21 protein-coding genes are annotated in these 24,344 nt (G+C 50.1%); 4 read left to right on the top strand and 17 right to left on the bottom strand.

Features of this window, described 5'->3' with window-relative positions:
- Positions 1-130: 130 nt before the first annotated feature.
- Positions 131-1,384, bottom strand: a complete 1,254-nt coding sequence (locus ACKPCD_RS05330) for an MFS transporter (RefSeq protein WP_086989487.1) — start codon at positions 1,382-1,384, stop codon at positions 131-133.
- Positions 1,385-1,514: 130 nt separating this feature from the next.
- Here ACKPCD_RS05330 and uvrC point away from each other — a divergent pair, with 130 nt between their 5' ends.
- Both uvrC and ACKPCD_RS05320 read left to right on the top strand, forming a co-directional pair.
- Positions 1,515-3,299 carry an excinuclease ABC subunit UvrC gene (uvrC, locus tag ACKPCD_RS05325; RefSeq protein ID WP_086989488.1) on the top strand — a complete coding sequence of 595 codons (1,785 nt, stop codon included), beginning with the start codon at positions 1,515-1,517 and terminating at the stop codon, positions 3,297-3,299.
- 139 nt (positions 3,300-3,438) lie between these two features.
- Positions 3,439-4,290 carry a DegV family protein gene (locus tag ACKPCD_RS05320; protein ID WP_321434224.1) on the top strand — a complete coding sequence of 284 codons (852 nt, stop codon included), beginning with the start codon at positions 3,439-3,441 and terminating at the stop codon, positions 4,288-4,290.
- Positions 4,291-4,487: 197 nt separating this feature from the next.
- Here ACKPCD_RS05320 and ACKPCD_RS05315 read toward each other — a convergent pair whose 3' ends face one another.
- The 5 genes from ACKPCD_RS05315 to ypfJ all read right to left on the bottom strand — a co-directional run bounded on the left by ACKPCD_RS05315 (position 4,488) and on the right by ypfJ (position 12,610).
- Positions 4,488-4,991 (bottom strand): AbrB family transcriptional regulator, encoded by a 504-nt coding sequence (locus ACKPCD_RS05315; RefSeq protein ID WP_321434223.1) that lies wholly within the window; start codon positions 4,989-4,991, stop codon positions 4,488-4,490.
- 599 nt (positions 4,992-5,590) lie between these two features.
- Positions 5,591-7,591: an HIRAN domain-containing protein gene (locus ACKPCD_RS05310; protein ID WP_086989491.1), complete on the bottom strand. Its 2,001-nt coding sequence runs from the start codon at positions 7,589-7,591 to the stop codon at positions 5,591-5,593.
- A gap of 165 nt (positions 7,592-7,756) precedes the next feature.
- Positions 7,757-8,956 (bottom strand): iron-containing alcohol dehydrogenase, encoded by a 1,200-nt coding sequence (locus ACKPCD_RS05305; protein WP_321434222.1) that lies wholly within the window; start codon positions 8,954-8,956, stop codon positions 7,757-7,759.
- A gap of 324 nt (positions 8,957-9,280) precedes the next feature.
- Complete coding sequence (locus tag ACKPCD_RS05300; protein ID WP_321434221.1) at positions 9,281-11,515, bottom strand: heavy metal translocating P-type ATPase; 2,235 nt, start codon at positions 11,513-11,515, stop codon at positions 9,281-9,283.
- Between the two features lie 210 nt (positions 11,516-11,725).
- Positions 11,726-12,610, bottom strand: a complete 885-nt coding sequence (gene ypfJ, locus ACKPCD_RS05295) for a KPN_02809 family neutral zinc metallopeptidase (RefSeq protein WP_086989493.1) — start codon at positions 12,608-12,610, stop codon at positions 11,726-11,728.
- A 401-nt stretch (positions 12,611-13,011) separates the two neighbouring features.
- On the opposite strand from ypfJ, the gene ACKPCD_RS05290 reads away from it, so the two are divergent.
- The gene (locus ACKPCD_RS05290; protein WP_321434220.1) at positions 13,012-13,755 is read left to right on the top strand and encodes an SDR family NAD(P)-dependent oxidoreductase; all 744 of its coding nucleotides are present in this window, start codon (positions 13,012-13,014) and stop codon (positions 13,753-13,755) included.
- 366 nt (positions 13,756-14,121) lie between these two features.
- On the opposite strand, the gene ACKPCD_RS05285 is transcribed toward ACKPCD_RS05290, so the two are convergent.
- The 4 genes from ACKPCD_RS05285 to ACKPCD_RS05270 all read right to left on the bottom strand — a co-directional run bounded on the left by ACKPCD_RS05285 (position 14,122) and on the right by ACKPCD_RS05270 (position 16,787).
- Positions 14,122-14,871 carry a hydrolase gene (locus ACKPCD_RS05285; protein WP_321434219.1) on the bottom strand — a complete coding sequence of 250 codons (750 nt, stop codon included), beginning with the start codon at positions 14,869-14,871 and terminating at the stop codon, positions 14,122-14,124.
- A 46-nt stretch (positions 14,872-14,917) separates the two neighbouring features.
- Complete coding sequence (locus ACKPCD_RS05280) at positions 14,918-15,745, bottom strand: DUF975 family protein (protein WP_177187455.1); 828 nt, start codon at positions 15,743-15,745, stop codon at positions 14,918-14,920.
- Between the two features lie 116 nt (positions 15,746-15,861).
- Positions 15,862-16,236, bottom strand: a complete 375-nt coding sequence (locus ACKPCD_RS05275) for a zinc ribbon domain-containing protein (protein ID WP_321434218.1) — start codon at positions 16,234-16,236, stop codon at positions 15,862-15,864.
- Complete coding sequence (locus ACKPCD_RS05270) at positions 16,236-16,787, bottom strand: O-acetyl-ADP-ribose deacetylase (RefSeq protein ID WP_321434217.1); 552 nt, start codon at positions 16,785-16,787, stop codon at positions 16,236-16,238. The genes ACKPCD_RS05275 and ACKPCD_RS05270 overlap by 1 nt, the downstream gene beginning before the upstream one ends.
- A 191-nt stretch (positions 16,788-16,978) precedes the next feature.
- Between ACKPCD_RS05270 and ACKPCD_RS05265 the strand changes: the two genes are divergently transcribed.
- Complete coding sequence (locus ACKPCD_RS05265) at positions 16,979-18,184, top strand: MFS transporter (RefSeq protein ID WP_321434216.1); 1,206 nt, start codon at positions 16,979-16,981, stop codon at positions 18,182-18,184.
- A gap of 120 nt (positions 18,185-18,304) precedes the next feature.
- On the opposite strand, the gene ACKPCD_RS05260 is transcribed toward ACKPCD_RS05265, so the two are convergent.
- From ACKPCD_RS05260 to ACKPCD_RS05230, 7 genes are all read right to left on the bottom strand, one after another.
- A complete protein-coding gene (locus ACKPCD_RS05260) occupies positions 18,305-18,514 on the bottom strand; it encodes a YdbC family protein (protein ID WP_068561329.1) in 210 nt (69 codons plus the stop codon).
- Between the two features lie 177 nt (positions 18,515-18,691).
- Complete coding sequence (locus ACKPCD_RS05255; RefSeq protein ID WP_068561328.1) at positions 18,692-19,117, bottom strand: OsmC family protein; 426 nt, start codon at positions 19,115-19,117, stop codon at positions 18,692-18,694.
- Positions 19,114-19,881 carry an amino acid ABC transporter ATP-binding protein gene (locus tag ACKPCD_RS05250; RefSeq protein WP_321434215.1) on the bottom strand — a complete coding sequence of 256 codons (768 nt, stop codon included), beginning with the start codon at positions 19,879-19,881 and terminating at the stop codon, positions 19,114-19,116. The genes ACKPCD_RS05255 and ACKPCD_RS05250 overlap by 4 nt, the downstream gene beginning before the upstream one ends.
- A gap of 335 nt (positions 19,882-20,216) precedes the next feature.
- On the bottom strand, positions 20,217-21,578 hold the full coding sequence (locus tag ACKPCD_RS05245; protein ID WP_321434214.1) for an MmgE/PrpD family protein: 1,362 nt from the start codon (positions 21,576-21,578) through the stop codon (positions 20,217-20,219).
- Complete coding sequence (locus tag ACKPCD_RS05240) at positions 21,566-22,732, bottom strand: amidohydrolase (protein ID WP_321434213.1); 1,167 nt, start codon at positions 22,730-22,732, stop codon at positions 21,566-21,568. Before ACKPCD_RS05240 ends, ACKPCD_RS05245 begins: the two co-directional genes overlap by 13 nt.
- A 180-nt stretch (positions 22,733-22,912) precedes the next feature.
- Positions 22,913-23,656 carry an amino acid ABC transporter ATP-binding protein gene (locus ACKPCD_RS05235; protein ID WP_321434212.1) on the bottom strand — a complete coding sequence of 248 codons (744 nt, stop codon included), beginning with the start codon at positions 23,654-23,656 and terminating at the stop codon, positions 22,913-22,915.
- A gap of 11 nt (positions 23,657-23,667) precedes the next feature.
- Positions 23,668-24,339: an amino acid ABC transporter permease gene (locus ACKPCD_RS05230; protein ID WP_321434211.1), complete on the bottom strand. Its 672-nt coding sequence runs from the start codon at positions 24,337-24,339 to the stop codon at positions 23,668-23,670.
- Between the last annotated feature and the right edge of the window lie 5 nt (positions 24,340-24,344).

Here is a 24,344-nt window from a genome sequence, read left to right as displayed (position 1 = left end):
GGTTCTTCTTTGTGGTTTGCCGACATTCATGCTTTGCTGCTCGTCTTGCGCTGCGGATGCTGCTTGTCCGATTAACGCAAAGTATCGGACATCCACAAAAAAGAGCTGCCGAATACGGCAGCTCCAGTCTTTAGTTTGATTCTTTTCCGGTGTCCGAAGGTTCGGGTTTGCCTGCTTCAAGCAGGACACGGTCGCGGATGGCGAAGAAGGCCACGACCATCAGGAATAGGCCCGATACGGCCATCAGGATTTCGATTGCCATCCGGTCCGCCAGCGGCCCGAATACCAGCATCCCTAAAGGCATCATTGCGCTTGCGACCATGCTTTGGACGCCGAAGACGCGTCCGAGGAAATCTTCTTCGACCTTTTCCTGCAAGAGCGTCATGCTCGGAGCGTTCAGGAGCGGAATGAAAAGTCCGACCAAGCCCATCAGGAAGAGATAAATCCAGAAGTTCGGGATGACGCCCATCCCGAAAGAGCACAAACCCATTACCGCAATCGCGGCCGCGATGGAATGGATCCGATTCTTGAATCCGCCCCATGACGCGATCCAGAGGCCGCCGCCGATCATCCCGATCGAAAAGGCGATTTCGATCGCCGTCAAGCGCCAGACGTCATCGCCGAATGAGCGTGCAACCTGCAGCGGTGACAGGAACGACACCGGTGCTGCCATGAAGAAAGCAAGCGAAAAATAGAGGAACAACCTTTTGATAAAAGTATGATTTTGGATATAGCTGAAGCCTAGCTTCATGTCCTGCAAGTAATTGCTGACTTGTTCCTGGCTGGCTTTTTCATGCGTAGGGACTTTCAGGAAGAACACGAGGATAGCGATCGCCAAAGCAGCTGTCACTATATCGATCAGAAAGATACCTTCCATCGGCGCAAATTGGTAAAGCGCGCCACTGATCATCGGCGAAACCAGCATAACGACAGCCTGGATGCTGCCGTTTAGCCCGTTGATCCGGGTCAGCTCCTTTTCAGGGACGATCTGCGGCAGGATGGCGCCGACCGCCGGCATCTGGATGCCCGCACCCAATGCGCGGATGGCCGATGTCGCCAAAAGAATCCAGATGGAACGCTGCCCCGCCAAGAACAGCAGGACCAGCACCAAAGTCGAGAGCGCAATGATGCCGTCGGAAAGGACGATCAGGCGCTTCCGGTTATAGCGGTCGGCCCACACCCCGGCGAATGGCGAGATGAAGAAAGTTGGCAGAAAGCCGAAGATGGTCGATAAGGTCATGATGACGCCGGATTGTGTTTCCAAGGTCAGGTACCAGAATATTGCGTATTGGACAAGTGACGAGCCGAACAGGGAAATCGTCTGGCTGCCCAGAAAGAGAGCGGTTTGACGCTGCCACTTTTCATATTTTATTTGCTTGATCACACTGTTTGCACTTCCTTGCTGGAGAGGCGGTTATCGTCCCCAAAATGACTGCGTTCAGAATCAAACGACTGAACGTATGTTTCCATTCATGGTATACTATTCTCAACGAAAAGTAAAAGGATTGAAACGGATGAGCAGAGAAGAAATCAACCAAAAATTAGCGCTGCTGCCCGACTTGCCCGGCTGCTACATCATGCGGGACAAGGATGACGAAATCATCTACATCGGCAAGGCCAAAAATCTGAAGAACCGAGTTAAATCGTACTTCCACAGCAAGCACGAAGGCAAGACGCAGCTGTTGGTCGCGGACATTGACCGTTTCGAAACGATCGTCACCAAAACGAACAAGGAATCGCTGCTGCTGGAGATCAACCTGATCAAGCGTTACCAGCCCAAATACAACATCAAACTGAAACAAGGGACAATGTATCCTTATCTGAAGGTCACGAACGAAAAAGATCCGCAGCTCATCATCACTTCGACGGTCGAGGATGACGGCGGCATCTACTTCGGACCCTATCCGCACGTCTACGCGGCGACGGAGACGCAGGAATTCATCCAGAAAATCTATCCGTTGCGCAAGTGCGCCAAGAATTCGAAACGCGCCTGCCTCTATTACCATATGGGCCAATGCATCGGCTGCTGCGATCATGAGGTGTCAAAAGAGGAATACGATGCCCAGATCAAACGCATCGCCGCTTTCCTGAATGGCGACGTCAAGGAGATCAAGAAAGATCTGCGCGAAAAAATGCACCGCGCCGCAGAAAGCCTGAATTTCGAACAGGCTGCCGATTACCGCGATCAGATCAGCTACATCGAGGCGACTGTGGAAAAACAGACGGTCATGTCGCGCGACTACACGAACCGCGACGTCTTCGCCTTCCATATGGACAAAGGCTGGCTGTCGATTCAAGTCTTCCTGCTGCGCCAATCCTCGATCATCAAGCGCGAAGCCGCCCTTTTCCCCTGCTACGATACGCCTGAAGAAGAGCTGGCTTCCTTCATTATGCAGTTCTATCAGGATCCCAATCATATCCTGCCGCAGGAAGTGCTCGTGCCGAAAGGCGTCGACACGGAACTGCTGCAGGAAGCGCTCGGAACGAAAGTGCACACGCCTGTCCGCGGCAGCAAGCGCAGCATCCTCGAACTGGCGATCACGAACAGCGAACTGGCGCTGACGGAAAAGTTCATGCTGATCGAGCGTGACACCCACAAGACGGTCGGCGCCATCCAGGAACTTTCCGAGGCGCTCGGCATCGAATATCTGGAGGTTATCGAGTCGTTCGACCATTCGAACATCCAGGGAACCAATCCGGTCTCGGCGATGGTCGTCTATCGGGACGGAAAGCCGGAACGCAAAAACTACCGGAAATACAAAATCAAGACGGTCGAAGGCAGCAATGAATTCGCGACGACGCAGGAAGTCATCCGCCGCCGCTACAGCCGTTTGCTGCGCGAAGGCCGCGCCATGCCGGATCTGATCCTGATGGACGGCGGCAAGGTTCAGGTGCATGCCGCCAAGGAAGTGCTGGAGGACGAGCTCGGATTGGACATCCCGGTAGCGGGCATGGTCAAGGACACGAAGCACAAGACTTCCTCGCTCATCTTCGGCGAGAAGGATGAAATCGTGGAGCTCAGTCCGAACAGTCAGGCTTTCCATCTCGTGCAGCGGATCCAGGAAGAGGTCCACCGCTTCGCGATCACTTTCCATCGCCAAATCCGCGCCAAGAACAGCATCGCTTCGCAATTGGACCAGATTGAAGGTGTCGGACCGAAAACCCGCACGAAGATCCTGAAGCATTTCAAAACGATGAAGAGCATCCGCGAAGCCAGCTACGAAGACATCAAAGCGTTGGGTATCCCGGAAAAGACGGCGCTGCTGATCAAAGAGGAACTGGGCGAAGAGAATGGTTGAGCCTTTGTTTTTGCAGCGGCTCCAGTCCGCTTCACGAAGTCGTAGCGCTGAAATTTTCCAAACGGATGAAACATGTTATAATGTAGAGTAGTCCACGGAATATCCCGTGATGAAACTCGCGCTGGAGGAGGCGTTACTGATGAAAATATTTACCGATAGTGCTTGTGATCTGGCTTATGCTTATCTGCAGGAAAATGATGTGGAAGTCTTCCCTTTGACCACTTTGCTGGATACGGGCGAATACGAAGACATGATCGAAATACAAGCCGACAAAGTCTATGAAATGATTGGACGCGGTGGCCACCCGAAAACGAGTCAAGTGTCCTTGGAAAAATTCCTTTCCGGTTTCCGGAAAGCGGCCGAAGCCGGCGAATCGGGCATCTACATCTCCCTTTCGGCTAAACTTTCCGGCACCTATCAAGCGGCTTATCTGGCTCATCAGCAACTGAAAGAGGAATTCCCGGATTTTGATCTGCGCTTGGTCGACTCCATGAGCGCTTCCGTCGGTGAAGGCTTGTCGGTCGTCGAAGCAATCGAAATGCGCGAAGCAGGTTTTACTTTGGATGAGATCGAATCACGTGTCCGTTTCACGGCTGCCAATGTCGTATCCCTTTTCACCGTCAAGGATCTGAACTACCTTGCTGATGGCGGGCGGCTTTCGAAGTCCAGCGCCTTTTTTGGAGGATTGCTGAATATCCAACCTTTATTGGAAGTCATCAACGGTGAATTGGTTCCCGTCGAAAAACTGCGCGGACGCAAAAAAGTCATGAATCGGATGTACGAACGCTTGCGCGATGAGGCGGATATGATTCAGGAACAGAATGTCTTCCTTTGTCATAGCGACGATGCTGAAGCGATAGAGGAAATCCGTCAATACATCGAAGAGCATTTCCATCCGCGCCGCATCTATGTGAATACGATCGGCTCCACAATCAGCTCGCATACCGGTCTGGGTACGTTGGGATTATTCTTCCTGAAGAAATACGAGTAACAGTATGCATGTTACAAAAAAGCGACCATCTGCAAGTGATGGTCGCTTTTTTGTTGCGATTGTCCGATTCTTTCCGGTTATCGGACAATCAATGATCCAATTGGCGTGTAGTTGTCCGATTCTTCGCGCTTATCGAACAAGCAATGATCCAGTCGACGTTTGGTTGTCCGATTCTTCGCGGTTGATCATTTTTTTGCTTATTTATTGATGTACGTGCTGATGATCCGGACAAAAATCGGCATCAACAGGATGACCGAGAACAGCCGAACGAGATGGATGGAGGAAACGATGATTGTGTCCGCCTCAAAAGCCGCCGCCAGAATGGTCATATCCGTCAATCCACCCGGTGAGGTCCCCAGCAAGGCTGTGATCAGATCGATTCCGGCTACTTTATGCAGGATATAGCCTGCAATCACTCCGACCGTCAACAAAATAACCACGGAAATTACGGCAGGAAAAAACACCTGTTTCATTTCGGCCAGACTACTTTTCGTGAAGTTCATGCCGATGGTCCCGCCGATGATGATCTGTCCAATTATTTTCAGATTGGCCGGCATGTAGCCCATCTGCGAAAAATAGTTATAAATTGCAACCGCGACCAAAGAACCGATCATTCCTCCAGCTGGCACACGGAAGCGGATCCCAGCCCAGCCCCCGATGAATGCCACGATCAATGTACCCAACAGTTTCCCAAAATTCATATATGTACACTCCCTTATGTCAGAATGACTCTCTCTTCCCATTTTCGACTATCCACGAAAATAGTCAAGTTTATTTCCGCGCAAAAAGAGGAACACCCTGTTTTTTCGGTGTTCCTCTTCGTTCTTTGCAAGATAGTATAAAATTGTCTGAACTCAAGAATGCATCACCGCAGGTGTTTCACAGGATTGCAAAATGTCCCACGCATCCCAAGACGTTGGTTAGCTTCACGGGTTAGCCCTTCGGAAAAAGGATATAGGAACCTCTTGTCTCTGCGAGCAAAGACATACTGTTCGACTAACCTGCTGACGCAGGAAGTCTCTCAGCAATTGCGCTCTTCGATGCTCAGTTGCATGAGACTCTTAGGGATTCATCCCTTAGAGCCCCAGTACAAGGTGACCGTAGGGAACGTTGCATGGCACGATTTCCTAAATTGTCATGACTCTTGCGATTTCAATCGCTTATTCCTGTCATCAGGCCATCCAACTGGTCTCGCAGTGAGGCCCTCTGATGTCGCACTGTGACATCAGAGTACTTGACCGATTAGGTCACAGTGTTTCCTTACTCAGGGCTATACGAACCCGTTCCGCTTTTCTTCTTCTTATTCGTATTTCTTTTTCTTGGGTGGTGGGAACGGCAGGATGATGCCTTGGCCTTCCCCGTTCGGTTGCGCTTGGAAAAAAGTACGTTTCAGGACAATCGTGATTTTCGGCCGTTCCATCTCAACTGTCGGTGATTCAAGGATTGCGTAAAGACGCTCCTCGGCATCGATCAGATTCGCCAGAACAGCATTCTCTGATCGTGGCACGTAACCCAACATGTAGCCGGCTTGCGTCGCAACGGCGATGGCATTCGCATCATAAGCATTATCGGTCTCGCGGACGAGTTGCAGCAGGTCTCCCGGTTTCAGGAAATCAGCGACGCCGCTCAGTTCATGAAACTGCGTGCCGGCGATGTAGGTATGCACCAATTCCTTATCCGTATGGGCATAGCTCAATGGCGGCTGCTTCGACTTCAGATATCGGCTTTCCTTTTTGTCTTTCTGATTTTCAGGTTGCAGCAGTCTGTTGATTTGCCTCTTCAGATTGCTGTTCGGCTCCTTCTCAAGTGCAATCTGTAGTTCGCGTTCCACCTGGTCAGACCATTTTTTTCGGTTCTGCAGCAATACTTGGACCGCTTTTTTGCGTACACCGGCATGGCGGTAATGGATACCGCGGATACACCAGACTTCATTGTATTTGCGTTTCTCGCTCATCACTTCGAACAGGCGCAGCAACCATTCGTCGGCGCGCATCAGATCCGTAACGCTCGGATTTTCCGGTTCTTCGATCTCTAAGGGAAGCGCGTAAAGATCCGGATTCAGGATCGCTTCTAAGTATTCGCAGACATCGTCGAAATAGAATTCGGGATTGATTTTCAGAAAGAAATCAAGCATGTTGAATCCCAACGGTTGCCGGCTCAACACTTCCATGAAAGCCGGAAAATCGGGATGCATATTCAGATAGACGAGTACCTTCATGATCAGGTTATCCGATTCGTTCGGAGCGGAAATTTCCTGGTAGACGATATGGCGCCATTTTGGTTGATGAAGGAAACTCTCCACTTTATGCACCAACTTTTCGTAACGGGCGATGCGGGTATCCCACATGGTTTTGGTGCGGCGGTACTTCGTCTCGTTTTGACTGATGAAGTCGTAATCCTGTTGCCAAAAGTCGACGACTTGATACCAGATGCTGACGAGCGCGCCAAGATCGATGAAGTTTTTCGCAAAATCACGCTTTTCGATGAACTTATATAGGAAATCAAGTTGGGCATCGATGGTCAAACTATCATTGTTGTAGTCGGCATAACAGATGAGGTAGGCGAAATCCGTGAAATTGGCGGCCGTGATTTCCGTCTTTTTGAAATAGGCGCGCATATCGGTTTTCTGGATGCAGAGATTGGTATAGATGTTGGCGAGGAAATCGCTCTTGATACCTTCGTGCATCATCCAATGCTGCTGCTCCCATCTGACTGGCTTCAGCAAGAACATGGCTGCTAGCTTCCCGTAACCGACTGTGTGCTTAGCCAATTCGAAAATGAAATTGTTCTGCATGGGAAAAACGTATTGGATGCTCTCGAGCACGTAAAGGGTGTACTCACTGTGATAACCCAAGACGCGCATAATCTGCTTGGTCGTATCATATGGAAAGAAGCCCAAAAGAATGATGCCCAACTTCACCTGTTCCGGATCGGTGCCGCTACGGGCCAGGCGCATGCCGAGGTGGAACAACCGCTCCCGCGAACTTGTTTCCGCTTCCAAAGTAATCCGTACTCTTTCGCGCAATTCAATGAAGTAACTGCAGATTGGATAATGCTCCAGAAAATGACGCAGGACAGGATCTGTCAATATGGTGTCTTCTTTATTGACAAGGTCTTTCAGGATGCCGCAGCATTCCTTCGCCAAATCCTCTTTGCGCCAAAAAGGAATCCCTTCGGATGCAAGGACGTACAGTACATCTTTTTGCCCAGCCGTCCGCTCATCCTGGAATCGATAAGGCAGACCGGGCTCTTCTTCACGCAGCCGGCAGATTGTCTCGAAAATGCTCTGGTTATTTTCCAAATGGCAACCCTTCTTTCCTGTTCACTCCGATACTCTATTTCTTTAATCTTACCATATATTACAGAGCGTCACTATGTTAGTTTTTAAAATTGTTAAATTAACAGGAGCAAAATGCACAAAAAAACTCCCCGATTAAAGGGAGTTCGATACAGGTTAAACATAATTTTAAAGCGCAGCTGTATATACGGCTCTTGCATCTTCACTTGTGAAGTCCCCACGCTCGGAAATATTCTCTTTTTCGTGGCGGACGAGTGCTTCCACAAGACCGGGAATGTCGCTCTCACCCAGCTCAACATCAGAGAAACGGATCGGCGCGCCAAGGCTTACAAAAAAGTCTTCGGTCTTTTTGATCGCCAGATCGATTTTTTCTTCATCGCTTGTCAGATCGGAATCGCTGCGGATATCCCACACCCGTTCCGCGTACTGAAGCAATTTATCCCACTTCTGCTGCTTGCGTACCTTCATCATCGCCGGAAGCACAATCGCTAGCGTGCGCGCATGGTCAATCCCGAACGCCAACGTCATCTCATGTCCCAAAGCGTGCGTAGACCAATCCTGCGGAACACCTGGGGAAATGAAGCGATTGAGCGCATTCGTGGCCGTCCACATGAAGTTGGCGCGGATCGCATAGTCGTGGTTGTCCTCATCGACTACGTCCGGGCCTATTTCGATCAACGTCTGCAGTAACCCTTCCGCCCAACGGTCCTGAACCCTTGCATCGATTGGATAAGTCAGATAGGCTTCCATCACATGGATGAAGGAATCGATGACACCGTTCGCCAACTGGCGTTTCGGTAACGTGTAGGTCGCTTCCGGTTCCAGGATCGAGAATTGTGGATAAGTATGTGGGCTGGCGAAACTGATTTTCGCTTGCTTTTCCACAAAAGTGACAACAGAATTGTTGTTCATTTCCGATGCCGTAGCCGGCAACGTCAATACAGTCCCGAAAGGCAGTGCTTTTGTGACTGGCAATCCCTTGCCTACGCCGCTGCCGAACATATCAATAGGATTGCCATCGAACACCGCACCTGCCGCAACGAATTTCACGCCGTCGATAACGCTGCCGCCGCCGACTGCCAACAAGTAGTCATAGCCTTCCGCTTTAATCTTATCGACTGCCTGTATCAGCGTTTCGTAGGTCGGATTCGCCTCGATGCCGCCGAATTCAGCCCACTCGCGGTTGCCTAAAGCTTCGACTACGCGATCGAAGGTGCCGAATTTCTTAACACTGCCGCCGCCGTACAAAATCAATACTTTCGCATCCTGCGGGATCAAATCCCCGATGCGTTTGATCTGGTCCTTGCCGAAAACAATCTTTGTAGGATTTTGAAACTCAAAATTACGTATTCCTTTTTCCAATCTCATCACTCACTTTTCGTTTTTTATTCTTTTTTCATTGTAGCACAGCTATGTGGATAATCCGTTTGGGACGCTCCGGCCGATGCTGAAGCTAGCGTAGGCGGCCGATTTGCGGGAACTCCGGGGACCGGGGGCCTCGCCGGAGGACAGAAGCCCAGTTACGACCCCAACTCCGATGAGGACAGCTTCCCCGGAGTTCAGCAAGTGTTGCTGTATCCAACTTCGATGAGCCATACGCTCTCCGGAGCTGACACCCTTTTGCGATACTGTGCTCCGGCGAACGCCGGAGCAGATAAATAGGGGCCGCTGGCGGCCCCCACATACGAACGATTATTTCTTCAGGATCCGGATGCTGTTCAACACGGCCAAAACGGTCACGCCGACATCCGCGAAGACGGCTTCCCACATCGTGGCGACGCCGAAAGCACCCAGAATCAGAAACAAACTTTTCACTGCCATTGCAAAAATAATGTTCTGCCAAACGATTTTGCGTGTTTCCTCAGCCACGGCTATTGCCGTCAAAATCTTGGATGGCTTGTCATCCATGATGACGATATCCGCCGCCTCGATGGCTGCGTCGGATCCCAATCCACCCATCGCCATCCCGATGTCGGAACGCGCCAGTACCGGCGTATCGTTGATACCGTCGCCCACGAAGATGACTTTTTCGCCTTTTCGTTTGCGTGCCAACACTTCCTCCAGCTTTGTCACTTTATCCTGCGGAAGCAATTCCGCATGGACTTCATCAATGCCGAGTTCTTCGGCGACCGCTTCGCCTACCGAGCGGGAATCTCCAGTCAGCATGATCGTGCGGATTCCTCTGGCTTTCAATCCGGAGATTGCGGCCTTCGCATCAGCTTTGATGGCATCAGCGATCAGGATGTATCCCGCATATTGTTTATCCACAGCGATATGCACAACCGTACCGGTTTCATGAGTCGCCGCATGTGCAATACCGAATTTCTCCATCATTTTAACATTGCCGACAAGGATTTCTTGCCCATCAACGACGACCTGCAGACCGTGACCAGGTATATCATTTGTGGAAGTAATCTTCTCTTCAGCTATCGTTTTCCCGTAAGCTTCCTTGATCGAATCAGCAATCGGGTGGCTGGAATGCATTTCCGCATAGGCTGTCAATTCCAGTAAACGATTCTCCGTCAGATCACCGGCGCTTTCGATCCGGGTTACGGCGAACTTGCCTTCCGTTAACGTTCCGGTCTTGTCCATCACGACCGTTTTGACCGCATTCAGGCCTTCCAGAAAGTTGCTCCCTTTGACGAGGATGCCTTTGCGCGAGGCTGAACCGATACCGCCGAAGAAGCCAACCGGAATCGAAACGACCAAAGCACACGGACAGGAGATGACCAGAAAGATGCTGGCCCGGTAAAGCCATTCCTGAAAGCTTTCACCCGGTAACAAAAGCGGCGGCAGCACCGCCAGCAAAACGGCTGCGATAACAACAACCGGCGTGTAGTAGCGGGCGAATTTGGTGATGAAGTTTTCCGTAGGGGCTTTTCGGCCGCTGGCGTTCTGCACCAAATCCAAAATCTTGACGACTGTAGACTCAGCAAACGGCTTTTCGACTGCGACTTCGATGACGCCGTTTTTGTTGATAAAACCGCTCAAAATGCTATCACCAGCTTTCACAGCCCGTGGAACAGACTCTCCGGTCAATGCCGAGGTGTCCACAGCCGAGGTTCCGCTCACAATTTTTCCGTCCAAGGGTACTTTTTCTCCAGGCTTGATCAGGATGATGTCGCCGATTTTAACGGTTTCCGGTGCGACTTTTTCGATACCGGATTCTGTTTTCACATTTGCGTAATCAGGCCGGATGTCCATCAGTTCAGCGATGGAACGGCGGGATTTGTCGACGGCGATATCCTGGAACAGTTCGCCCAGTTGATAGAAAAGCATGACAGCCACCGCTTCCGGATACTCCTGGATATAGAAAGCGCTCAGCGTGGCGATCGTCATCAGGAAGTTCTCATCGAATAATTGGCCGTGCTTGATGTTCAGGAGCGCGCTCCAAACGATGTCGTAGCCTGCAACCAAGTACGCGGTCACAAACAATGCCAACGAAACCGTTCCGCTGACGGGTGTAAAAATTGCCGCCAGCAGGATCCCAAAGCCGACGATCAATCGGATAACGGCTTTCCGAATTTCAGCCTTATCCCCTTCACCATGCGCATGACTATGTCCATGGCTATGTCCTTCAGCATCATCGGAAGTAGGGCCGTGATCGTCGTGAACATTTTCTGAAGATTTTGCATCAGCCGTTTGGGCCGCAACTAGCGGCAGACCATTTAAGCCGATCGGTTCACCGCTTTTTTTCAGAGTCGGATGGATATCCGGCTCCATTACACTGAGCTTTTGTTTCACTTTCGGCAAAATTTCAGCCTCTTGATCCTCTTCGATTACGATGCGCAATGTCTTCGTCATGAAATTCACATTGCTTTCCAGGATCCCTTCTATTTTCGCGATGCCGGTCTCAACTTTGCTCGCGCAATTGGCGCAGTCCAATTCGTCCAAATACCATTCAATCTGCTTCGCTTTCTCAGACATCTGTACCCCTCCTTAGCCCTAAGTATTCCTAATTATTTACTCAAAAACGGAATGATTCCGCATTACATATGAATAACTATTCATGTGTTATTCATATTATAATCCTATAGATTGCCTGTGTCAATCGGATCAGCAAGCGGGTTGCTGTTGCCCAGTTGGATGCTAAAAAGCCTGCCGCAACGCGACAGACCCATCGAAATCTATTCAAAATTACAGTTCGTCATATCCAATATTGAATGTATCTCCGCCACTCAAATCACCGGTCTCAAAGCCTTTCGTGAACCAGCGCATCCGTTGCTCGGAAGTACCGTGCGTAAAGCTGTCGGGTACGACATAGCCTTGGTATTGCTTCTGCAAGGTATCATCCCCTACAGCATGTGCTGCTGTTAAGGCTTCCTCGAAGTCGCCCGCCTCCAAGACACCTTGCTCCTGGACATAATTCGCCCAGACCCCAGCCAAGTAATCGGCCTGCAGTTCCAAACGCACATTCAACTCGTTGTATTCCGTTTCGCTGACTTGTCCACGGTAGCCTTGCACCTGATCCATGATGCCCAGCAAGTTCTGGACATGGTGTCCGACTTCATGGGCGACGACATAGGCCATCGCAAAGTCGCCGGACGCGCCGTACTCTTGCGAAAGCTGATCATAGAAACTCAAATCGATATATAATTTTTGATCGGCTGGACAATAGAACGGTCCGACTTGAGAACCGGCCACACCACAGGCTGATTGGACTTGACCGCTGAAGAGCACAAGCGTAGGCTCTACATATTCCATATTGTTGTTGGCAAATTCTTGTGTCCAGGCATCTTCTGTATAAGCCAATACGACGGATACAAATTCAGCCATCTCGTCCTCAGTCTTGTTGCTCGTTTCAGTGATGCCTGTCTGTGGCGTTTCTGAAGGCGCGCTGCCGCCACCCCCGCCAAACAGGTCTCCGCCCCCGAATAGGGCAATGATGATCATGATGATGATTCCGAAAATACCGCCGCCGGCCATGCCACTCATGCCCAGTCCGCCGCCACCCGTTGAAAAGCCGCCACTGCCGCGTCTATCTTCCACGTTGGAACTTCTTCTTCCACCCTTCCACTTCATACGAATACCTCCAATATTCTATTTTTCGCATCGCAGGTTCTGTTTCTGCCAACCCCACCCAGACAATCCGAAAATCGATTTCATTTCATACTTTTATTATATAGTATCGACGGGTAATTTAAAAAAAATACACCTGAGTGACGTCTGTCTCGGTTCATCTCCATTGATTGGCTGAAGCACTTGAATCCAGACAAGTCCGTGCTCCGCATCCACAAACCGCGTTAACAATACAACGTTTACAGCTTTTTATTTTTTTGTGGAATCTCTTCATTTGTGAATAGATAAATATGCTACAACAATATTGATTCCGATTCATTATAGGAATAACATGATTGTAAGCCTATACAAGTTATCCCGAACAATTAGGGAGCGGCAAAAAAAATCTAAAGGAGCTACCTGCAATGGGAAAATTAGACAACAAAGTAGCAATTATCACAGGTGCGGCACAAGGGATGGGTGCCATGCACGCACGTAAATTCGCGGAGGAAGGCGCCAAAGTAGTCGTGACTGACATCAATGAAGAAGCCGGAAAAGCTTTGGTCGAGGAAATCGGTGAAAATGCCGTCTTCATGAAACTGGATGTGTCAAAATCAGCCAATTGGGAAGAGGTCATTGCATTGACCGAGGAAAAATTCGGTCCGGTTACGGTGCTCGTCAACAATGCAGGCGTCGGCATCTTCAAAACATTAGACCAATTGACGGAAGCTGATTTCCGTTTGACATTCGAAATCGATGAACTCGGCGTGTTCCTAGGCATGAAAACTGTCGTGTCTTCCATGAAAAAAGCGGGCGTCGGCTCAATCGTCAATATTTCCTCAGTCGATGGCCTTGTGAGTGCGCCTACCGCGATCGCCTACAGCGCATCGAAACACGCAGTAACCGGGATGACGAAAGGCGCCGCTGCGGAGCTTGGTCCGTTCAACATCCGCGTGAATTCCGTACACCCGGGCATCATCGAAACGCCGATGGCTGAACAAGGCGACGTCTATGAGTACATCAAACAACTGGAAAAGGATATTCCATTGAGAAGGACCGCGAAACCTGAGGAAGTTTCCAACTTGGTCATCTACCTTGCATCCGATGATTCGAGCTATTCGACCGGCGCGCAATTCGTCGTCGACGGCGGCATGATTTCTGATCTGTGATTCCTCCTGAACCAACAGAAACTTGATGATACCTAAAAAAACGCGTAAGCAAATGCCGGACTGTCCTGACACACTGCTTGCGCGTTTTTTTGATAATATAAAATTTTTCGAGTTGAAAAGTTCATAACCATAGGTGTTCCACAGATTTCCAAATTATTTCATACCATCAAATTTGATGGCCAGCTTCACGGGTTAGCCCTTCGGAAAGGATCAAGGAACCCCTTGTCTCTGCGAGCCAAGGATACTATTCGACTAACCTGCTGACGCAGGAAGTCTCTCAGCATATTGCGCTCTTCGATGCTCAGGCGGACAGATTTCCTAAATTTCTTTCAGGGCTGAATGAACCCGTTCCGCTTTTCTTATTGATTAATCTCTGTGGTCTTCCAAATCTTCGACTTCTTCGATCGTCATACCTTGATGTTCCTGCATAAATTTTTCGCGCTCTTTGTCGCGGTACTTGTCCATCTTGCGGCGGAACAATTCACCGTTGGAGGGAGGCGTCCAGCTGATGGCATTGGCACCGGCATTGATAGCAGCCAATATCGTCTCATCTGTAGGTCCTCCGGTTGCGATAATCGGAACATCCGGATACTTTTCGCGGATGCGGCTTACGATATAAGCGGTGTCTTTTCCGCCGCTGACATTCAGGATGTCAACACCAGCATCCAAACGCTCCTGGATATCCATGTATTCCGTCACGATGGTGCAGACGATCGGAATATCCACAGTTTCTTCAATCTGTTTGATCGTATCGATCGGTGTCGGCGCGTTCACGACTACAGCCAAGGATCCTTGCGCTTCAGAAAACAAAGAGATATTGGCACTACGTTTACCTTGCGTCGTCCCACCTCCGACGCCCGAAAGGATCGGAATGGTCGAGACATTGGCTATACTTTGGATGACCGCCGGATGCGGGGTAAATGGATAAACCGCGATGACGGCATCCGCATCGTTATTCAGGATAATCGCAATATCCGTAGTAAAGATCAACGATTTGATACGTTTTCCAAAAATCCGGATTCCGGAACAATTCCGGATCACACTTGGGACTTGGACTGTATCACTGCGCAAATCGGTTGTGATGCTTGGCGCTTCTCGTTTGATTCTTGGTTCCATTCTTTCGCTCCTTTACTGTTGATTTTTATGAAATGATCTTGGCTGATCAGCCAATGATTAGGTTTTCTTCCTTCAGGACTTCCGAATAGAACACCGCACGCGCTGCTTTTCTTCTCGGCTCAACGATGAAGGTAAGGATGCCGAAAATGGCGAATGCAGCAAGCATCAAGCCTACCAGCAACAACGCTTGGTACAGTAATGCATCGGAATCAGCCGTTGTCGCTCCGGCATATATGTTGAATGCAGCTATTCCGACACCAAAGAACAATACCACAGGAATCAGGTAGACAACAAAATAAGTCAGATCCAATTGGAAAAGTCTCATCTTTTTGCCTTTCATGAAAGCTTCGCTTTGTCGCAGTATATCCGTCGTTTTCATGTCCGGATTATCGAAATAAATGAAATTCGATAATGCCAAAGCGTAAAGCTTCATGATACCCGGTATGATCAGCAATACGGACCAGAGAATGACATAAACCGCCTGCAGCACCAGAACGCCGAGGGTTTTGAACAACTGGTTTTCAAACGGTTTGAGCAGATGGCCCGACGAAAGCGGTGTACCGTCCAGCATATCCAGATAACCCCATTCGTTCCCCATCTGCATGGAGCCGATGATCAACGCCACGATGATCGAAAGGACGACATTCAAAGTCGTTTGGAAAGGTGAGGATTGCATTGAAAAGACGGAATCCCAATTCGGCAAGGTTTCCCCCGTCATCTGCATATTCAGAGCACTTTCGCCTGTCAACGTCCGGACTACCGATTGCATGACGCTGTTCGCGATTGTGATAAGGATCAAGTTGACGACCGCCATTTTATAATTGCCGCGTAAATATTCTCTAGCTGTTGATCTGATTTCTTTGTTTGTTAACATATAACTATGACCACCCCTTACAATTTGCGATAGTGTCATTATACCATAATTGTACAATTTGTAACGCTTTCAGATGATTGTCTTTCATTTATTCACTTGATGATGTGTCCGCTTTCCTATCCCTCCACTTTCGCTCCGCAATTTGGACAATAATTGGAGCCATGAGGATAAGAGGCACCGCAGTTGGGGCATCTGCTTTCAAGCGGTTCACCTGTTTGATACATCTGCAGATCGCTGTCGCAGATCGAAACCGTTTCTTTCCGTTCAATCGCTTTTCCTACAAGCGGATCCAGCAGGTACCATGTGTCGCAACAGGTTGTGCGGACAAGGTATTTTTTCCCGAAGGTGATGACCGGGATGAAAAACAGGCGGAAACGATTTCCCACGAGATAGACCTCATAGCGGCCAAAATGACCGCAACGGCTGCACGTGATCGTCTGGTTGTATTCAAGCTGTTTGCGGAACGGCAATACGTCAAAAAATAAAAACATCAGTCAGTTCTCCTTTCCAAATCTTCAAATGCCTGCTCATAGACGCGCACTGTCGCATCGTCAAAGCAGACAAAAATGATTTCAGTGATGAGCGTTTGCGGATGATTTTCCAGGTAGGTCTTGACGGTTCCAACAGCAATCTTGGTTGCCTGGCTTAGTGGATATCCGTAAATACCGGTGCTGATCGCCGGAAAGGCAAGCGTGCGGATTCCGTTGGCGTCGGCCAATTCCAATGATTTTCGATAGCAAGAAGCCAGCAAATCCGCTTCGCCTTGCGTCCCGCCCCGCCAAATCGGACCGACCGTATGAATCACATGAGCCGCTTTGAGCCGGAAGCCGGGTGTGAGCTTCGCTTCACCGGTCCGGCACCCGTTCAAAAGGTGACAGGCAGCCAACAGTTCCGGCCCGGCAGCACGGTGGATAGCGCCGTCGACTCCGCCTCCGCCGAGCAGGCTTTCATTGGCGGCATTGACGATGGCAGCGACTTCGCAGTGGGTGATGTCTCCTTTGAGCACATGCAACGTTGTGTGACTGACCTGCAATTCCTTCATTCCGATTCCTCCCTCATAACCTGTGTTCAGTCCGGACATATCAATATGTACACTTTACCAAAAATCCGGTTGATTATCCATTTGGCAGACCCATCCGAAGCGGACGTATGCGCGCGGGCGCTCTGCTAGACTTTTTGCCGAAAAAGGAATTAAATGGAGATGAAGAAATAATCGGAAAGAAGGTTTTCGGGATGGCGGATAATCACAAAAAGAAAAAGCGGATCCTCGGCGTCGAAAGCAATATTTTCTTTGTCGGCTTGACCAGTTTCCTGACGGATACGACGACAAAAATGGTCTACAGCATACTGCCTTTATTTCTGACGACACTGGGCGCCTCGAAAACGGAAATCTCCCTGATTGAAGGGATCGCCGAAAGCACCGCTTCCGTCCTGAAATCCCTCTCCGGTTGGTGGAGCGATAAAATCGGACGCAACAAACCTTTCATGATCATCGGTTACGGCATCACCGCGCTCCTTTCCCCGCTGTTCGCATTCGTGACGACACCCTTGCAGGTCCTGTCGATCCGTTTTGTCGAACGCGTCGGCAAAGGCATCCGCACCGCTCCCCGGGACAGTCTTGTGGCCGGTTCTTCTGAAGAAAACAACAACGCCGGTCTGAATTTCGGTTTCCATAAAGCGATGGACAACAGCGGAGCCATCGTCGGGCCCCTGACCGCCTTCGCTGTACTGGCCGCTTTTCCTGGCGATTACCGACGCGTCTTCCTGTTTGCGGCCATTCCGGGATTTTTGGGACTGCTGTCGATCCTCTTTTTTGTGAAGGAAGCCAAACGCACCAAATCGGAACGGCTAGGAAAAATATCCTTCCGGGATTTTCCCAAGGATTTCTACCTTTTTCTGGCAATCGTTTTCCTTTTCACGCTGGGGAATTCAACGGATGCCCTGCTTTTGATCAAAGCGAGCGACGTCGGCGTCAGCGATGCCTTCATCCCGATCATGTATCTGGTGTTCAATGCGGTTTCCGTCGCCTTCGCCGTTCCGCTCGGGAAACTGTCCGATAAGATTGGACGTAAACGCATCATCATCGGCGGCTATCTGATGTTCGCGCTGATCTATTTTGGATTCGGCAAGGCGGCTACCCATTTCGCCATCGTCGGCCTCTTCGCCTTTTACGGCCTCTACAGCGCGGCGACGGACGGCATCCAGAAAGCGTTGGTATCCGACATCATCGGCAAGGAGAAAAAAGGCACCGGGTTGGGGCTATACAATGCGCTCCTGGGAATGACCCTATTGCCGGCCAGTCTAATCGGCGGATGGTTATACGATACTTTCAATAACCAAGTACCTTTCTACTTCGGTTCCGCCACCGCCTTGCTTTCCGCTTTTTTGATGTTCCTCTTCTATCAACGCGGGAAACGCCACGGCACAAGCCATTCTTGATGCAATGCTGAAATCGAAAAACCAACTGGAGCCGATTCGCTTCAGTTGGTTTTTTTATGATGTCTAGCTTCACGGGTTAGCCCTTCGGAAAGGACAAAGGAACCCGTTCCGCTTTTCTGGTTATTTCAATAGTTTGGCGAGAGCAGCCATTTCTTCTTCGCTGAAGGTCAGTCCTTTGCCCATCTTTTCGTGATCGGGGCTCCATTCGCGGATATCGTATTTTGGCGGTCGGCCGTTCCAGCTGACCAGGTTCAATTCTTTCGTCCAGCCTTTTGCGGAGGTGGACAGGACGCCGAGTTCTTCGACAATTTCAAATGTGATGTCTGCCATGTTTCATTTCCATCCCTTCTCATTCTCATGATAAAGCCTCATCGCTTTATTCAATCGTCTATTAATATATCAGAGGACTATTTCTTGGTAAAGTATTTCACAGCAAACTGTTTTTCGACAAAAATACGGAGCCTTTATCCATCAGACTCCGATCCCATTTCTTTCTATTCTGTTTCATTACACTTCTCTGGTGAGCTTCACGCCGTTTAAAATAATGTCATAGGTGATTTCGGCATTCAAAGAATCAGAAACGCTGCAATATTTTTCTTCACTCAAGTCGATTGCACGCCAAACTCTTTTGCCATCAATGTCGCCGTCCACTACGAAAGTGATAGTGATAGCGACAAAACCTTTAGGAGCTTCTTCTTTACGGGTTCCGTCCGTGATGAACTCCAGTTTGCTGATTTTATCCAAATAGCGGTTCAAAATCATCGTCACGTCTATGCCGATGCAGCCTGCCAAAGCTGCCAGCAGCATCTCGGTAGGAGTGGCACCTTCGCCCATCCCGCCATACGCTGGCGTTGCATCCATCTTGATATCGTAGCCTGAATCACCCTGGGCGGTGAATTTACGGCCGCCTTCCCATATCGTCTTCACGATCATAGCTTCTCCTCATTTCTTTCGCTCTTTTCCTCCATTTTCAGGAATTTTCTGGCCCGTTCTGTTTTCGGAGCGGCAAAGAAATCCTTTGGCTGCCCCTCCTCCACTACTACACCGTCTGCCATGAAAATGATCCGGTCAGCAACATTCCTGGCAAATTGCATCTCATGCGTCACGATGACCAACGTCATACCTTCCTTGGCCAGTTCTTGGATGACGTTCAACACTTCATCCACCAGTTCCGGATCCAAAGAAGAGGTCGGTTCATCGAACAGCATCACAGCCGGATCCATCGCCAATGCCCTTGAAATCGCTACGCGTTGTTGCTGACCGCCTGAAAGCCGGGATGGATAGACAACCCGTTTATCGAATAGTCCGACTCGCTTCAATAATTCTTCGCCGAGTCCAACGTCTGTACTCTTTTCCATTTTTTTGACGGTCAACAACGCTTCTATGACATTTTCCAATGCCGTCTTGTGCGGATAGAGATTGAATTGCTGGAACACCATACCAGTATTCTTGCGAATGTCACGCACGTGCTTCCCTCGTTCCTTTTTGGACTGGGAATCGGAAACTGTGATGCCGTTCACTTCGATACTTCCTTTTGTCAATTCCTCGAGTCCATTGATGCACCGCAATAGCGTGCTTTTGCCTGATCCGCTTGGACCCAAGATGGCGACTACTTCGCCGGCTCGGACATCAAGCGTGATATCCTTAAGCACTTCCAGTTTCCCGAACGATTTGGCTAGTCCTCTGATGGTTATCATTCACTCACCCCCGCTCTATTTGCCATCAGCATCTACAACGCCATTCTATACCGCCACCATAAATAAGTACAATAGTTATATTTCATATCTAGATATACATTTTGTAATAACTTAGCGATTTCCTTTTTAGATGCAATTAGATGCAACCGGATACTGTAAGGTGGAGTAATTTTAATCCGGATTTCACGTGTGAACTGAAAAAGAGACCCGAAACCACTTAGAGGACAATGCTTGGATGGTCGATTGCCTTCCTTTACATATCCTATTCAAGGTCTCGGGTCTGATAATTCTAATTTCGATAATCTTATTCAAATGAATATGAGTTGGTAAACCCGTTATAACCATTTCCCCAATTCGCTCGCCTTGGCATTCTCCAGACCGCGGATCGCCTCCATGATCTGCTCGGCTATATGCTGATTTGGTGCCGACTCGCGCCATTTGCTTTCCAGTTCCGCATCCGTCAACGGGGCTTGCGGAGAACCTTTCGGCACGCTCACTTCGCGGCTGTGTATGGAACCGTCCGCCAGCGTGATCCGGACGATCGTGAAGCGGCCTTTCGGGATGGCTTGCGCATCCGGGATATGTTCTGCATCATAGCTTCGGGACATTTTCCCTATCAGCTTTTCGGCTTCGACCGAAACAGCCGTGGACCCGAAATTTCCAAGCGTAAACGGCTGCCCAAGCAACGCTAAAGCGACGACATATTCGATGCTGAAGCGGCCCTGCTCTCCGGTCTTCGGGCATGTATGGATCAAAGCCGCATCGCCGTTGGGAGGGAAAACGATGTCTATCTTTTTGATCGTTGCGATATCCAAATGCAGTTGCGCCAACTCAAGAGCGGCATCAGCGCCATGGGATGCTGCTGAACAGAACGGATTGCGTTTGAACCAAAGACCGGGAGCGGATATCCGCCAAGATTTTCCCCAGTCCTCGGCCAAGGCTGAATAAACTGCTTCATCCGCTTCTTTTCCGCCATATACATGCAAGTATCCGATTGGAGAATCGAAAGCTGTTTCGATTCCTCGGAAATTCTGCTGGGTCCATTCAATCGACTGGACCGCTTGCTGTGCGGCAAATCCGGCATGCAGCGGCTTCATTTCTGTTCCGAACTGCACCCGCAGTCCGCCAGCCTGACTGGCGGCGATTCCGACGGCATTCTGCGTTTCGGCAACAGTGAACCCGAGCAATCGTGCTCCCGCGAAGGTGGCGGCGACGCCGCCAAGCAAAGAGGTGTTGTGCCACCCCTTCTGATAGCTGGCTGTGCCGACAGCCTGCCCAAGCCGGGCCATGACTTCAACGCCAATGATGTAGGCATCCAAAAAGCGTTTGCCGGAAATTTCCCGACAGGATGCCAAAGCAAAAAGAGCAGGCAAAATGACCGAACTGGGATGACCGCGCACGTCGGAATGGACATCGTCATAATCAAGCGCATGTCCCATAAACCCGTTCACAAGTGCCGCTTGCCGCCTGTTTACTCGTTTATTTTGGCCGATCAAAGCCGCGACAGGATGCCCGCCTTCCGCTTCGATGGCGTGTAGCAACTTCAGCACACCGGCATCTTCCCGGCCAGCAAAAGCGCTGGCCAAATAGTCGAGGATACCGCGTTTTGCTTCACGCAAGGCAGCTTTATTTTTTGTAGGGGTTGTCTTCAAAACTTCAGCGGCCAGCATTTCAGTAAATACTGTCAAGCCTTCCATTGATCCAGCACCTTGATCGCCAACGCTGCGAAATAATCCGCTGCAACCACCAAGGCTTCCTCCTTGAGATTGAACTCAGGATGGTGCCACTCACGTGTGCCTTCCACGCCCATGAACACAAAGAAACCGGGTATGAGTGTTTGGTAATGCGCAAAATCCTCTCCACCGGCAACCGGTTTCGGCTCCACGAAACGATAGCCTTGCTCTTCAGCCGTCTCTGCCAAGATTGCCTTGAATCGGACATCGTTGTCCACGATGGAAACATAAGGGTGCCAGCGGAAATCGGCAACCGCTCCGAAACCGGATGCGATCCCTTCAGCAGCCCGACGCATCAATTCCGGTATTTTTTCGCGATCTTCTTTTTGAAAAGCGCGGACGGTCCCTTCCAGATAGACTTTCTCGGGAATGACGTTCCAAGAGTTGCCACCGTGGATCTGGGTAACGCTGATGACTGCATTATGGAATGGGCTCGTGTTGCGGCTGATGATCGTCTGTAGTCCGGTTATGATCTGGCTTGCGATGACGATCGGATCGATGGTGGAATCAGGAATGCCGGCATGCCCGCCGACGCCGTGAATCTCCAGTTCGAAGCGATCTGCGCTGGCCATCAGCCCGCCCTCACGGATCCCGATTGTGCCTACCGGAAGATCCGGCTTGTTGTGCATCCCGAAGATCGCGGAAACCTCCTTCAGAGCACCGGATTCTTCGACCCACTTCGCCCCTTGCGCGATTTCTTCGGCTGGTTGGAAAATGAATCGGACCGTTCCTTTCAACGATGCTTTTTTACCCTGAAGCAGAATTGCAGCTCCGATCATGGAAGCCGTATGATAATCATGACCGCAGGCATGCATGAGTCCTTCCGTTTCGGAAGCGAACGGCAGACCTGTCGCTTCTTTGACCGGCAAAGCGTCGATGTCCGCACGCAGCGCGATGGTCGGACCAGGCAATGCGCCCACAATTTCCGCGATCAGACCGGTCTCCAGCGGGAAATCGAGGATAGTGACTCCTTCTTCCGTCAACCAGTAGCGGATGCGCTCGGTCGTTGCAAATTCCTTTGCCGATAATTCCGGATGCGCATGCAGTTCGCGCCGGTAAGCGACCAGCTTTTCGTAGAACCCCGTTTTGGTTTGTGTGTCCGTTTGCGTTTCAGTCATGGTATCATTCTTCCTTTCGATGGTTCACTGTATTATTCCAAGCTGGGCGAACCCGTTCAGCTTTTATTGTCCAGCTTCACGGGTTAGCCCTTCGGAATTTAGATAAATCGTACCTATTGCGCTCTACGATGCTCAGTCGGCACGATTTCCTAAAATTCTTTCAGGGCTGGGCGAACCCGTTCAGCTTTTATTGTTTCCTAGTTGTTTCAAAAATTGTTTCGTGCGGGCTTGTTGCGGATTGCCGAAGAGGCTTTCCGGCGGCCCTTGTTCCACGATGTTGCCATCCGCCATAAAGATGACATGATCGGCGACTTCACGAGCAAAATCCATTTCGTGCGTCACGATGATCATCGTGGTCTGCTGATCGGCAATCGATTTAATCACCTGAAGCACTTCAGCGACCAACTCCGGATCCAACGAAGAGGTCGGCTCATCGAAGAGGATCGCGTGCGGATTGACCGCCAAGGCCCTTGCGATGCTGACACGTTGCTGCTGTCCGCCCGAAAGCGTCGCCGGATAATTGCCGGCTTTTTCCTTCAGCCCGACTTTAGTCAACAAATCCAGAGCGATTGCTTCCGCTTGCACCTTCGGCATTTTTTTGGCGATGATCAACGATTCGGTCACGTTCTGCAGCACCGTTTTATTCCGGAACAGGTTGTAGTTCTGGAAGACCATGGCGGTTTGTTGGCGCAGCTGCTGGACTTCTTTGTTGGTGTGGTTCTCGGCGTTTAGCGCGGCCTCGCCGATTTCGATAAGGCCCGCATCCGGCTGCTCAAGGAAATTCAGGCAGCGTAAAAAGGTTGACTTACCGGAACCGGAAGGCCCGATGATCGCCAGGACTTGCCCTCGTTCCACTACTATATCGATTCCGTTCAGTACGGTCAACTCATTGAATTTTTTCTTCAAACCTTTCACATTAATCATCTGTCATCCTCCTAGGTCCGGTACGGCTTGCTTAGTTTTTCTTCCAAAACGCGCTGTAGATAAGAGTAAATGATGATCAGCACCCAATAGACCAGTGCGACCGCCAAGTAGCTCTCGAGGAATTTATAGGAGGAGGAAGCCATCATTTTAGCTTCGGCAAAGAGCTCGGTGACACCTAGAGAGAATGCCAAAGAAGTTTCTTTGATCAGGCTGATAAAGGTGTTCCCTGTCCCCGGCAAGGCATTTTCGGCGGCTTGCGGCAGAATGATCCGGTAAGCGGTCTGGAATTTCGACATCCCAACGGAAAGCCCGGCTTCCAGCTGGCCTTTATTGACGGAAATGATGGCCGCGCGGAATATTTCCGCCAAAAACGCGGCTTGTTTGATACCCAAGCCAATGATAGCAGCCGTTACTGCCTCCATTGCAGTCAAAGATGGGAACAATTGCGGCAGGCCATAATAGATGATGAACAGCAGCACCAGTGTCGGAACTGATCGGAAGAAAGACAAGTACACGCTCGTGAAGCCGCGCAACACCGCTTTCTTGCTCTCCTTCATGACCGCCAACAGGATGCCGATCAAGATAGCCACTGCCATCGCCAGTATCGACATGAACAGGGTCAACGGAACGTACTTCATGATCGCAGGGATCACTTCCAGGACATAGGGAAAATCAAAATTCATCTGTG

The sequence above is a fragment of the Trichococcus flocculiformis genome (assembly GCF_963662535.1).
Classification (GTDB): Bacteria; Bacillota; Bacilli; order Lactobacillales; family Aerococcaceae; genus Trichococcus; species Trichococcus flocculiformis.
This window is presented reverse-complemented; position numbering and strand designations above follow the sequence as displayed.